Origin of the sequence: Nocardia yunnanensis (assembly GCF_003626895.1) — a bacterium.
Classification (GTDB): Bacteria; Actinomycetota; Actinomycetes; order Mycobacteriales; family Mycobacteriaceae; genus Nocardia; species Nocardia yunnanensis.
The window spans coordinates 1,106,322-1,118,487 of record NZ_CP032568.1 but is presented as its reverse complement, the minus strand read 5'-3'; the positions used below and the strand labels follow the sequence as shown (position 1 = coordinate 1,118,487).

At 68.7% G+C, this 12,166-nt stretch carries 12 protein-coding genes; 6 read left to right on the top strand and 6 right to left on the bottom strand.

Annotation, left to right across the window (positions count from 1 at the left end):
• Positions 1 to 35 precede the first annotated feature (35 nt).
• Together D7D52_RS05275 and D7D52_RS05270 are read right to left on the bottom strand one after the other, a co-directional pair.
• Positions 36 to 704: a DUF3239 domain-containing protein gene (locus tag D7D52_RS05275; RefSeq protein WP_120735304.1), complete on the bottom strand. Its 669-nt coding sequence runs from the start codon at positions 702 to 704 to the stop codon at positions 36 to 38.
• 37 nt (positions 705 to 741) lie between these two features.
• A complete protein-coding gene (locus tag D7D52_RS05270) occupies positions 742 to 2,400 on the bottom strand; it encodes a DNA repair helicase XPB (RefSeq protein ID WP_120743825.1) in 1,659 nt (552 codons plus the stop codon).
• Positions 2,401 to 2,631: 231 nt separating this feature from the next.
• Between D7D52_RS05270 and D7D52_RS05265 the strand changes: the two genes are divergently transcribed.
• Together D7D52_RS05265 and D7D52_RS05260 are read left to right on the top strand one after the other, a co-directional pair.
• Complete coding sequence (locus D7D52_RS05265; RefSeq protein WP_120735303.1) at positions 2,632 to 4,179, top strand: endoglycoceramidase I; 1,548 nt, start codon at positions 2,632 to 2,634, stop codon at positions 4,177 to 4,179.
• Between the two features lie 325 nt (positions 4,180 to 4,504).
• Positions 4,505 to 5,035 (top strand): LppU/SCO3897 family protein, encoded by a 531-nt coding sequence (locus D7D52_RS05260; protein WP_120735302.1) that lies wholly within the window; start codon positions 4,505 to 4,507, stop codon positions 5,033 to 5,035.
• A 106-nt stretch (positions 5,036 to 5,141) separates the two neighbouring features.
• Here the strand turns inward: D7D52_RS05260 and sigJ are convergent, their stop codons facing one another.
• Positions 5,142 to 6,071 (bottom strand): RNA polymerase sigma factor SigJ, encoded by a 930-nt coding sequence (sigJ, locus tag D7D52_RS05255; RefSeq protein ID WP_120735301.1) that lies wholly within the window; start codon positions 6,069 to 6,071, stop codon positions 5,142 to 5,144.
• 103 nt (positions 6,072 to 6,174) lie between these two features.
• Here sigJ and D7D52_RS05250 point away from each other — a divergent pair, with 103 nt between their 5' ends.
• Complete coding sequence (locus tag D7D52_RS05250; RefSeq protein ID WP_120735300.1) at positions 6,175 to 6,756, top strand: GNAT family N-acetyltransferase; 582 nt, start codon at positions 6,175 to 6,177, stop codon at positions 6,754 to 6,756.
• Between the two features lie 126 nt (positions 6,757 to 6,882).
• Here D7D52_RS05250 and D7D52_RS05245 read toward each other — a convergent pair whose 3' ends face one another.
• From D7D52_RS05245 to D7D52_RS05235, 3 genes are all read right to left on the bottom strand, one after another.
• Positions 6,883 to 7,974 carry a 3-deoxy-7-phosphoheptulonate synthase gene (locus tag D7D52_RS05245; RefSeq protein ID WP_120735299.1) on the bottom strand — a complete coding sequence of 364 codons (1,092 nt, stop codon included), beginning with the start codon at positions 7,972 to 7,974 and terminating at the stop codon, positions 6,883 to 6,885.
• Positions 7,975 to 8,234: 260 nt separating this feature from the next.
• Complete coding sequence (locus D7D52_RS05240) at positions 8,235 to 8,597, bottom strand: PH domain-containing protein (protein WP_120735298.1); 363 nt, start codon at positions 8,595 to 8,597, stop codon at positions 8,235 to 8,237.
• A gap of 16 nt (positions 8,598 to 8,613) precedes the next feature.
• On the bottom strand, positions 8,614 to 9,495 hold the full coding sequence (locus D7D52_RS05235) for an oxidoreductase (RefSeq protein ID WP_120735297.1): 882 nt from the start codon (positions 9,493 to 9,495) through the stop codon (positions 8,614 to 8,616).
• A 157-nt stretch (positions 9,496 to 9,652) separates the two neighbouring features.
• Here D7D52_RS05235 and D7D52_RS37565 point away from each other — a divergent pair, with 157 nt between their 5' ends.
• The 3 genes from D7D52_RS37565 (at position 9,653) to D7D52_RS05225 (ending at position 12,158) form a co-directional block, all read left to right on the top strand.
• Positions 9,653 to 9,817 (top strand): DUF5993 family protein, encoded by a 165-nt coding sequence (locus D7D52_RS37565; protein WP_162958165.1) that lies wholly within the window; start codon positions 9,653 to 9,655, stop codon positions 9,815 to 9,817.
• The gene (locus tag D7D52_RS05230) at positions 9,811 to 10,479 is read left to right on the top strand and encodes a disulfide bond formation protein B (RefSeq protein WP_120735296.1); all 669 of its coding nucleotides are present in this window, start codon (positions 9,811 to 9,813) and stop codon (positions 10,477 to 10,479) included. The genes D7D52_RS37565 and D7D52_RS05230 overlap by 7 nt, the downstream gene beginning before the upstream one ends.
• A gap of 62 nt (positions 10,480 to 10,541) precedes the next feature.
• Positions 10,542 to 12,158: a (2,3-dihydroxybenzoyl)adenylate synthase gene (locus D7D52_RS05225; protein ID WP_120735295.1), complete on the top strand. Its 1,617-nt coding sequence runs from the start codon at positions 10,542 to 10,544 to the stop codon at positions 12,156 to 12,158.
• The last annotated feature ends 8 nt before the right edge of the window (positions 12,159 to 12,166 follow it).

The following is a 12,166-nucleotide window of genomic DNA, read 5'->3' as shown; positions in this document are numbered from 1 at the left end:
CTACGAAGGGGCGCAAGCGAAATCGCGCGCTCCGCTCAGCCGCGTAGCTCCTCGGGCAACTGCTGCGGATCCAGCAGCAGCCGCTTGGCGTCGGCCCCGCGCACCTTGGCGGCCAGATCCAGGTTGTCGGTGAGCAACTTCCACTCGACCTCGTTGATGGCCTCGCGGGCGCGCTCGATGATGTTCAGATCCCGGGTGCCCCAGGCGATGGGCATGGCGCTGACGGTCTGCCACAGGTCGCCGACCGGGCCGGGCGCGCGGTCGACGCGCACGGTGACGGCGGGCACCCGCTCTCCCGCCCGCGCCCGATGCCCCGGCAGCGAGCGGACGGTCCGGGTGACCAGGGCGTAGCGCGGCCCCTTGGCGCTCGGCTTGGCCAGATCGACCAACGCCAGCAGCGTCGCCCCGTCGCCGTCGGTCTCCGACACCACCGCGGGCACCAGATCGCCGGCGGCGTAGAGCTTGTCCACCCGGCCACGATGCGGCATCCAGTAGCCGATGAACAGCGCGGTCACCGCGGCGAGCAGGAACGCCACCGCCAGCAGCCACGACCAGGGGTGGTTGACCCAGACCAGGAACGCGCAGCCCAGGCCCAGCACGACGGCCGCCGTGTACGCCCAGATCCGGAGTCGGCGCAGGTACGCGACGACCTCGTTGACCGCCCGGGCGTGGTCACGGTCCACGGTGAATTCGAAGCGCCGCACGTGCGTCCCTCCCGCCTTATGGAGGCTCTTCCTCCACTTATCCTATCGTCGGCCCCAGCAGATCGTCCGCATCGGTGATGCGATAGGCATACCCCTGTTCCGCAAGGAAACGCTGCCGATGCGCAGCATATTCGGCGTCCAGCGTGTCACGTGCGACCACGGAATAGAAGTGAGCTTGGCCGCCATCGTGTTTCGGCCGCAGCAGCCGGCCCAGGCGCTGCGCCTCCTCCTGCCGCGATCCGAAGGTGCCCGAAACCTGCACGGCCACAGACGCTTCCGGCAGATCGATGGAGAAATTGGCCACCTTCGACACCACCAGCACCGGAATCTCCCCGCGCCGGAAGGCGTCGAAGAGCTCCTCGCGCTCCTTGGTCCGGGTGGAGCCCTGGATGACCGGGGCGTTCAGGTGTTCGCCCAGCTCGTCCAGCTGATCCAGATACGCCCCGATCACCAGGCTCGGCGCGTCCTTGTGCTTGGCCAGAATCGATTCCACCACCGGCAGTTTGGTGCGCGCGGTGGAGCACAGCTTGTAGCGCTCCTCCGGCTCGGCGGTGGCGTAGGCCATGCGCTCGGCATCGGTCAGGGTGACCCGCACCTCGACGCAGTCGGCGGGCGCGATCCAGCCCTGCGACTCGATGTCCTTCCACGGCGCGTCGTAGCGCTTGGGGCCGATCAACGAGAACACATCGCCCTCGCGGCCGTCCTCACGGACCAGGGTGGCGGTCAGGCCGAGGCGGCGGCGCGACTGCAGATCCGCGGTCATCCGGAAGACCGGCGCGGGCAGCAGGTGCACCTCGTCGTAGATGACCAGACCCCAGTCCCGGCTGTCGAACAGCTCGAGATGGCGGTACTCGCCCTTGGTCTTGCGCGTGATCACCTGATAGGTGGCGATGGTGACCGGGCGGATCTCCTTGCGCTCGCCGGAGTACTCGCCGATCTCGTCCTCGGTCAGCGAGGTGCGGGCCAGCAGCTCGCGCCGCCACTGCCGCCCGGCCACGGTATTGGTGACCAGGATCAGCGTGGTCGCCTTGGCCTTGGCCATGGCCGCCGCGCCCACCATGGTCTTGCCCGCGCCGCACGGCAGCACCACCACACCGGAGCCGCCCGCCCAGAAGGAATCCGCGGCCAGCTCCTGGTAGTCGCGCAGGTGCCAGTCGCTGGATTCGTAGTCCAGGTCGATCTGATGCGCCTCGCCGTCCACGTAGCCCGCGAGGTCCTCGGCGGGCCAGCCCACCTTGAGCAGCATCTGCTTGATGCGCCCGCGCTCGGACGGGTGCACGATGACCGTGTCGTCGTCGATGCGCGCGCCCAGCATGGGCTGAATCTTCTTGTGCCGCAGGATTTCCTCCAGCACCGCGCGGTCCAGGCTGACCAGCACCAGCCCGTGCGCGGGATGCTTCATCAGCTGCAGGCGGCCGTAGCGGGCCATGGTGTCGACGATGTCGACCAGCAGCGGCTGCGGCACCGCGTACCGGCTGAAGCTGACCAGCGCGTCGACCACCTGCTCGGCGTCGTGCCCGGCGGCGCGCGCGTTCCACAGCGCCAGCGGCGTCACCCGATAGGTGTGCACATGCTCGGGCGCGCGTTCGAGCTCCGCGAACGGCGCGATGGCCTGCCGCGCCGCGTCGGCCGACTCGTGATCGACCTCCAGCAGCAGCGTCTTGTCACTCTGCACGATGAGCGGACCGTCGGTCACGAGCACCTCCCTGGCTTGTCCGGCTCGAATGAGCCTCGTCCATTCTCCAGGAACGCACCGACAAGGCCACGTGAGCTGCGTCGTTTTCGCTGAGGGCGCAGGTGAGCGGGCGATCGCGGTCGTCGAATCCGGCGAAAACGGGTCAAGACCCGAGTTTCGGTGGCTACGATCACCCGCAACTTGGACGCTTGTCCATTAGACGCTCGAACCGAGAACTGAACAGGGGTGCCGATGCGCGGGAACACAGGGCGACTGGGAAGGTGGCTGGCAGGTCTGGTCGCCACGGTGCTCGTGGGAGCGATCGTCGCGCCCGGTCCCGCAGCGGCCGACACCGAAACCGCCGGACGCCTCCACACCGACGGCACCCGTTTCCTCGACGACAGCGGGCGGGTCGTGCTGCTGCACGGCGTCAACAATGTCGACAAGCAACCTCCCTACATCGAACCCGGCGACGGCTTCACCCTGACCGCCGACGACGCGGCGCTGCTGGCACGGCACGGCTTCGACACCGTCCGGCTGGGCGTCTCGTTCGACGGGCTCATGCCCACCCAGGGCGTCATCGACACCGCCTACCTCGACCGGATCGCCGGGGTGGTGGACACCCTGGCGCGGGCCGGGATTCACACCCTGCTCGACAACCACCAGGACGGACTGTCGAAAGTGTGGGGCGGCAACGGTTTTCCGGAATGGTCCATCCACGCGCGGCCCGGCGCGGGCGAGCCCAATGTCGGGTTCCCGCTGTTCTATCTGATGCCCAGCATGAACGCGGGCTGGGACGAGGTCTGGAACAACACCTACGGGGTGCTCGACTACCTGGGTCAGGCGCTCGGCGCGCTCGCCGACCGGGTCAGCGGGCATCCGGGCGCGCTCGGCATCGAACTGCTCAACGAGCCCTGGCCCGGCTCGGCGTTTCTGTCCTGCTTCCCCAACGGTTGCGCGAGCTTCGACACGAAATATCAAGCGGCCATGCAGAAGCTGACCGATGCCGTGCGGGCACGCAATGGCGATCTCATGGTGCTGTGGGAGCCCAATGTCACCTGGAACGAGACCATGCCCACCAACCTGGGCAAGAATCCGCCGATCAGCGCGCCCGATATCGCCTTCGCGCCGCACGACTACTGCATTCCCAGCCAGCTGGCCATCTACAGCGGCCTGCCCACCTTCCTGCGCGGACTGTGCCCGCTGCAACAGGGCAAGACCTGGGGCAATATCGACGCCTTCACCGCGCGCACCGGATTGCCCACGCTGGTCACCGAATTCGGCGACGGCGACGCGACCGTCCTGAAGAACACCCTGGTCAACGCCGACGACCGGTTCGTCAGTTGGCAGTACTGGCACTACACGTCGAGTTTCGGGGCGGGCGGGCCGAAGCCGGATCCGTTCACCGGCGAGCTGGGCAAACAGTTGGTGCGCACCTATCCGCGCGCGACCGCCGGCACGCCCGGGCGGATGATCTTCGATCCGGACACCGGCGACTTCGCCTACCGCTACACCCCGCACGCGTCCAGCGCGCCGACCGAGATCTACGTCTCCGATCTGCACTATCCGGCCGGGTACACGGTGCGAGTCGACGGCGGTCACGTCACCTCGGCCGCGGGGGCGCGGGTGGTGACGGTGGCGGCGGACGCCGCGACACCGGTGACGGTCTACATCAACAGGCCCGGGTCCAAGGGCGCGACCGTGCCCACCGGTCCGATCGGGTCGGGTTCGGCCGGCGGGTCGTCGAGCGGTTCCGCTGACAGCGGTTCGGGCACCGGTTCGGGCAGCGGTTCCAGCTAGCCGCGTCGCGAAACCCGTTGACCTGCTTGTGTAACGGGGCTTCGGTGGGTAGCGACACACAGCGCGGGCACAGTTTGGACGCGCGCCCAGAATATTTCCGATCGAGAGGTTCTGACTTGAACGCCTTCACCCTGCAGTTTCTGAGCGCCCTCCCCGTTCTGCTCATCAATCTGTCGGTACTGGGAATGTACGGCCTGCACATGCTGCACTGAGCGTTCCATACGCGTTCGGCATAACCCGCACGTCGGATGCGGGTTGTGCCGGCGCACAGGTATCCTCACCGCGTTCACAGCCGTGAACTGTTCGGTGAGAAAGGTTTTCGCTAGTGAAGTTCGCAGGAACGAGGACGCCGCGGCGCCTCGTACTCGCCCTCGTGGCGCTGGCCGTGGCCGTGCTGGCCGTTTCCGGCTGTTCGATGTTCAAGGACGCGAGCAAGTCCGGCACCGCCAAGTCCAAGGTCGGTGACTGCATCAATGTCATCGACGGCTCGGCCACCGATTCGAAGACCTCGCCCGTCGCCTGCACCGACGAGAAGGCCGTCTACAAGGTCGCCGCGGTGTACGACCAGAAGACCAGCTGCCAGGACGAGCAGACCTCCTACGAGGAGACGCTCAATGGCGGCACCACCGCGTTCCTATGCCTGACGCCGAACTTCAAGGAAGGCGCCTGCTACAACGAGAGCCAGACCACCGGCTACAAGTTCGTGGCGTGCACGGCTCCGGAAGCGTCGTTCAAGGTGCTGAAGCGCATCGACGGGCAGGCCGACGAATTCGCCTGCGACGCCGCGACGGCGGTCGGGTTCCGCATCGTCCCGAACCCGAAGACCACCTTCTGCCTCGGAAACCCCAAGGGGTAGTACAACTCTCGATACTCTCAGGGGCTTCGCCCCCCAACCCCCAGGCGCAGAGGTGGGGGCCATGCCCCCACACCCCCGATTCGGTCGCACGCCCGGCCGCACCGGCTCAGTGCGGCAATCGAATGCCGCGCAGTTTCGCCGGGTTGACGACGTCGTAGACGCCCCATACGCGCCCGTCGCGGACGGTGAAGCCGTAGACCCGTTGCGGGCTGCCGGGGTGGCCGTCGTAGGGGGCGAACTCGTGGGCGAGGATTCCCCACTGGCCGTTGACCAGGACCGGTTCGAGTTCTCTTCCGGGGCCGACGTATTCGGGGTCGAAGAGCCCGAAACGCCGCCACAGGCCCAGCCACAGGCGGACGTTGCGGTCCACGCCCGCAACCACATTGATGGCGGTGGAGACGACGCCGCCGCCGTCGCCGACGGTGCGGACGTCCGGATGCAGCGCCGCCACAACGGCTTCCACATTGCCGTCGGCGAGCGCGGTGAGCAGCCGCTGCACGGCGGCATTGTGCTCGTCGTCGGCGACCGGCGCGGGGGCCTGGGCCACCGCCTTGCGGGCCCGGGTCGCCAGCTGGCGGGCGGCGTCGACGGAAACGCCCAGGATGTCGGCGATTTCGCCGAACGGCATCGCGAAACCGTCGTGCAGCACGAACGCCACCCGCTGCGGCGGCGTCAGGGTGTCCAGCACCACCAGTGCGGCGAAACGAAATTCCTGTTTGCGCACCACCGTCGCGAGCGGGTCGGGGGCGCTCGACGGCGTGAGCGCGGTGACGACCGGCTCCGGAAGCCATTGCCCCACATACTTTTCCCGCCGGGCCGCGGCGCTGCGCAGCCGGTCCAGGCAGATGTGGCTGACCACGGTGGTGAGCCAGGCGCGCAGATCCTCGATCTCGAACTGCCGGGCCACCGAGAGCCGTAACCAGCTCTCCTGCACCGCGTCCTCGGCATCGCCGACACTGCCGGTGAGCCGGTAGGCCACCGCGAGCAGATGCGGCCGATGCGTTTCGAACAAGTCGGCGAGAAGAGCGGCAACCATCGGCTCGATCCTACGACCGGCCCCCGACATCCCCGTCACCGGCCCGGCCCGGCGACGGGGAAACCTGCTGCGCCCGCGCCCGTTTCCGTGACAGCATGACCGCATGGACGCGGAATCCCTCTCCGACGGCGCGGTCTGGCTGTCGCCGCCGGCCGTCTCCGATATCGACGCCATCACCGCCCTGTGCCAGGAACCGTCCATCGGCGCGTGGACCACCATGCCGGTCCCCTACCACCGGGCCGACGCCGAGAAGTTCATCTACGACATCGTCGGCCCCGGCTGGGCCGCCCGCAGCCCCACCTGGGCGGTACGGCGCGCCGCGGGCGGGCCGGTCGTCGGCATGATCGGGCTGGGCCCGCTGTATCCGCGCCGTGACGAGCACATCGGCGAGATCGGCTTCTGGCTCTCGGTCGCCGCCCGCGGCCAGGGTCTGATCACCCGGGCCACCCTGCTGGTCGCCGCCGCCGCTCTCGATCCCGCGGGTCTGGCCTTCGAGCGGCTGGAGTGGCGGGCCTTCGTCGGCAATCACGCCTCGGCGGCGGTGGCCCGCCGCGCGGGCTTTCACTTCGAGGGCCTGATCCGCGGCGGCGGCGTGCAGCGCGGCACCCGCCGTGACCTGTGGGTCGCGGGCCGCCTGCGCGGCGATCCGGCTGCGCCCAGCCCGCACTGGCCGCCGGGCGTCTGAGCAGCCGTGTCCCGGACATGAGTTCGGCCCACACCCGCCGGACTGGGTGTGGGCCGAACTCAGTGTGCACGCCGGACTCGTTCCGCGCGAGGTGAACTCGCAACGAGCGGGTGCGAGCCGGGAAGGCTAGCCGCGCGCCTCACGACGGGCGGTGACGGCGGCGGCGAGCCGGTCGAGCTGGGCGGCGGTGGTGTCCCAGTCGAGGCAGGCGTCGGTGATGGACTGCCCGTAGGTCAGCTCCTCCGAGTGACCGAGGGTGAGGTCCTGACGGCCCGCCACCAGGAACGACTCCATCATCAGACCGACCACGGTGTCCTCACCGGCCGCGATCCGCTCGGCGAGATCGGTGACGACGTCCACCTGCTTGTTGTGGTCCTTGTTGGAGTTGCCGTGCGAGGCGTCGACCACCAGCCGCTGCGGCAGCGCCGACTTCTCCAGGCGCAGTAGGGCTTCCGCGCAGGAGGCGGCGTCGAAGTTGGGGCCGTTGCTGCCGCCGCGCAGGATGACGTGGCAGTCCGGGTTGCCCGCGGTGCGGATGAGCGCGGAGCGCCCGTCCAGATCGGTGCCGGGGAACACGTGCGAGGCCGCCGCGGCGCGCACGCCGTCGACCGCGACCTGCACGTCGCCGTCGGTGCCGTTCTTGATGCCGACCGGCATGGACAGCGCCGAGGACAGCTGCCGGTGCACCTGGCTGGCCGCGGTGCGCGCGCCGATCGCGCCGTAGGCGACCAGGTCGGCGATGTACTGCGGGGTGATCGGGTCGAGGAACTCGCACGCCACCGGCAGGCCCAGCGCGGTGATGTCGACCAGCAGGCGACGGCCCAGGTCCAGGCCGGTGTTGATGTCGAAGCTGCCGTCCAGGTGCGGGTCGTTGATCAGACCCTTCCAGCCCAGCGTGGTGCGCGGCTTCTCGAAGTACACGCGCATCACCACGTGCAGCCGATCGTCGAGTTCGGCGGCCTTGGCGGCGAGGCGGCGCGCGTAGTCGATGGCGGCGTCGGGATCGTGCACCGAGCACGGGCCGACGATCACCATGAGGCGGTCGTCATCGCCGTTGAGAACGTCGACGGTGGCCTGGCGGCCGGCGCGCACGGTGTCGGCGAGGACGTCGTCGATCGGGTGGGCGGCACGGACCTCGCGCGGTGAGCTCAGGGGGCTCACGCTCAGCGTGCGCTGATTGTCGAGATCGGCGTGTTCGCCGAGGGCAATGCTGGTCATCGGTGGGTTCCTTGTCCCAGGCCGACCCGCGGAATGTTCGAATCCCCTTGGAGCCGGTCTGTTCTCGTCCGGCTCGGGGTGGAGGATGTCAGCGCGAGGTCACGCCGCACGACCCACCCGGGGCCGGCTGGCTAAACCAGAAATACACACGCTGCATGCCCGGCACTGTACCAGAGATCCGCGATCGTGCGTGTGGCGTGGGACACCCACGGTGAGAACCGCTTCTCAGATACTGAGACGGCCCGTTCAGTGCAGGATGTTCAGTGCAGGATGTAGTGCAGGATCACGTCGTGCACGTGGCGGGTCTTCTCGTCGCCGCGGAACTCCACCTCGTAGGTGTTGTACCCGGTGCTGATGGCGAGGTGCCCGGAGGAGAAGAACTGCCCGGCGAAGGACTTGTTGGTCAGGATGGACACGCTCGAGATCCGCGTGTAGGGGATGCTCGTGATGGCGATCTTCTTGCCCACGAACGAGTTGTCCTGGATGACCACGCGCCGGTCGGTGAGGCCGAGGAAGCCGGTGCCCACGCCGATGGCGTCGTACACGGCGAGGATCTGCTCGCCCGGCAGCAGGCCCTGCTGAATCTTGTCGAGTTGGTCGCGCCGGTCGAAGGGAATGCTCATGTCTCCCGGCTCCCGCCTACTTGCGGACGAATGGGTAGCTGATCTTGGTCAGTTGTTCGGAGAGCTCCCACAGCCGCCGCGCGCTCACCTCGTCCTTGGAAGCGGCCGTGGAGGTGCTGGGCCCAGGATAGCCGCGCATGCCGCGCAACCCCGTCGGTCCGTAGAAGCCGCCCGGCTCGACCTCCGCGGTCGCCGCGAAAAGGGTTGGCAGCGCGCCCATTTCGGCGCTCTGCGCGAAGAGACGATTGCCGATGGACATCAGCGTGTCGTACAGGGACTCGGTGTGCCCCTGCAATTCGGTGGCGGCGTAGCCGGGGTGCGCGGCCACCGACAGCTTGGTCGATCCGGCGGCGGTCAAGCGCCGCTGCAGCTCCCGCGCGAACAGCAGATTGGCCAGCTTGGACTGGCCGTAGGCGGCCCAGCGCTGATACGAGCGCCGCTCCCAGTTGGGATCCTCGAGGTCGATGCGGCCGATGGCGTGCATGCCGCTCGACAGCGTGACCACCCGGTCGCGAATCTTGTCCAGCAGCAGCCCGGTCAGCGCGAAATGGCCGAGATGGTTTGTGCCGAACTGGGTTTCGAAGCCGTCGGCGGTGCGCTTGAGCGGCACGGCCATCACGCCCGCGTTGTTGATCAGCACATCGGCGCCGTCGATCGAGTCGGCGAACTCGCGCACCGAGGCCAGGTCGGCGAGATCCAGCCGCCGCACCTGGGCGTTGGAACCGATCTCGTCGGCCACCGAACGCGCCTTGATCTCATTGCGGCACGCCATGATCACGCGCGCCCCGGCGCCGGCGAGCGCTCGCGCGGTGACCGCGCCCAGCCCGCTGTTGGCCCCGGTCACGATGATCGTCCGCCCCGCTTGATCGGGGATGTCGGAGATGTCCCAACCGCTCACGGGGTCGAGTCTAGGGGCGTCGCGGCGCGGCCGTCCGATGTCGGCGGGAACCGGTCATGGCCGCAGGTTTGCCAATGCCCCGACGAAGGGGTTCGGCACGGCGTGTCCGACAGCCGTTCAAAACCTTTGACCTGCACAGCAGGTAGCGTCCGCGACCATGGACACGCTGATACTCGCGGGTTTGCTAGGCGTTCTGTTCCTGATCTGGAAACAGGGTTCGCACCGGCGTGTGCTGGCGGCCTGGTGGATCGTGCTCCTGGTCTGCGCCGGACTGCTGAAGTACCACATCACCAGCGGCCTCGGGTTGGGGTACACATGGTGACCGCCGCCCCGGCCGAGACCACCGCACGCGGTACCGCCGGCGGGTTCGCCGGGCAGATCCAGTACTGGCTCGCGGTGATCTTCGTCGTCGGCTGGACCGGTGTGGTCTGCGGCGGCCTCGGCGTGCAGTTCGGCACCTGGGACTACCCGTGCCCGCTGTGTATGTTGCAGCGCTACTTCATGATGCTGGCCGCGCTCGGCGGCGCGTACATCGTGCGCCGGGCCCTGACCGGGACCATCGCGCGCCGCGACTACATGGTCGGCTGGGGCCTGGCCGTGGTCGCCTGCTTCGGTGGCGGTTTCACCGCCTGGCGGCAGACCATGCTGCACATCCTGCCCGGTGACAAGGGGTACGGCGGCGCGGTGCTGGGCCTGCACCTGTACGTGTGGGCGTGGATCCTGTTCGTCGCCGCGATCACGACCATCGGTGTGGTGCTGAGCTTTTCGCACGCGACGGCGTCGGAGGTCATCCCGACGACAGGGGCGCATCGTGCCCTGGGTTTGCTGGCGATGGGATTGCTCGGGCTGGTGATCGCGATCAACCTGGTGGCGACGTTCTTCCTGGAGGGTTTCCACTGGGTGCTGCCCGACGATCCGGCCTGCTACAAGCTGCTGTACGACCTTGGCATTCTCGACGGCGGTTGCGTCCTGCCCGCCACCTAGCCGATTGAGATAGGGTTGCCTAACTTAAACAAAGGCAACCCTAACTCAAGAGGTCAGACGCTGTGACATCGAACGCGACCGCCACCACGGACCTGCGCGACGGCTTCGTGCCCTTCCCCGCCGACCTCGCTCAGCGCTACCGGGAGGCCGGATACTGGGCGGGCCGGCCGCTGGGCGAGCTGCTGCGCGACGCCGCCCGGCGCGGGCCCGAGCGGCCCGCCTTGCTCTGCGACACCGTCACCACCTACGCGGAACTCGATCGCGACGCCGATCGCCGGGCGCACGGTGTGCTGGCCTTGGGCATCCAGCCCGGCGATCGGGTCGTGGTGCAATTGCCGAACACACCCGACTTCGTCCCGATCCTGTTCGGCCTCCTGCGCGCCGGGATCGTCCCGGTACTGACCCTTCCCGCGCATCGTCGCGCCGAGATCGAGCATCTGACAAGGCTTTCCGGCGCGGTCGCGTACCTGATCGCCGATCGCGTCGGCGATTTCGACTACCGTGAGCTGGCCGCGGAAGTGAGCGCACGGGTCCCGTCCCTGCGCCACGTCCTGGTCCTGGGCGATCCCGGGCCGTTCACGGACCTGGATTCCGTTGTGGCCGATGGGGATTCCCTGCCGGAGGTCGACGCCGCCGAGATCGCGCTCATGCTGGTCTCGGGCGGCACCACGGGCCTGCCCAAACTGATCGCCCGCACCCACGACGACTACGCCTACAACGCACGAGCCAGCGCCGAGGTCTGCGGACTCGGTCCCGAGGACGTCTATCTCGCGACACTGCCTGTCGCCCACAACTTCCCGCTGGCCTGCCCGGGTGTCCTGGGCACGATCGCCACCGGCGGGGCCATGGCCTTCGTCACCGACCCCAGCCCGGAGAGCGCCTTCGCAGCCATCGAACGCCATCGGGTGAGCGTCACCGCCGTGGTGCCGCCGCTGGCCCAACTGTGGTGCGCCGCGGTCGAATGGGAGGAGGCCGACCTGTCGTCGCTGCGGCTGCTGCAGGTCGGCGGGGCGAAGCTGGCGGAGGTCAATGCCCGCGACGTCGCGCCCGCGCTGGGGGTGCGCTTGCAGCAGGTGTTCGGCATGGCCGAGGGTCTGCTCAACTACACCCGCGCCGAGGACTCCGACGAGTTGGTGTGCACCACCCAGGGCCGGCCGCTGTCGGCCGCCGACGAGGTGCGGGTGGTCGACGAGCACGGCCATGAGGTTCCCGCCGGCGCGGAGGGCGAGCTGCTCACCCGCGGCCCGTACACGCTGCGCGGCTATTACCGTGCGCCCGAACACAATGCGCGCGCCTTCACCACCGACGGGTTCTATCGCAGCGGCGATCTGGTGCGCCGGCTGCCCAGCGGGCATCTGATCGTGTCCGGCCGGATCAAGGACGTCATCAATCGCGGTGGCGAGAACATCTCCTGCGACGAGCTCGAGGAGCATCTGCTCGCCTACCCCGGCGTCCGCCACGCGGCCGCGGTCGGCCTGCCCGATCCGGCGCTGGGCGAGAAGGTGTGCGCGGTCCTGGTGACCGCGGGCGAACTGCCGTCGCTGCCGGAGATCAAGACCTTCCTCACAGCGCGGGGCCTGGCCACCTACAAGCTGCCGGATGTGTTGCGGCAGGCCGATTCCCTGCCGGTGACCGCCGTCGGCAAAATCGACAAGCGGGCCCTCGCCGCGCGCATCTGAGCCGCTCG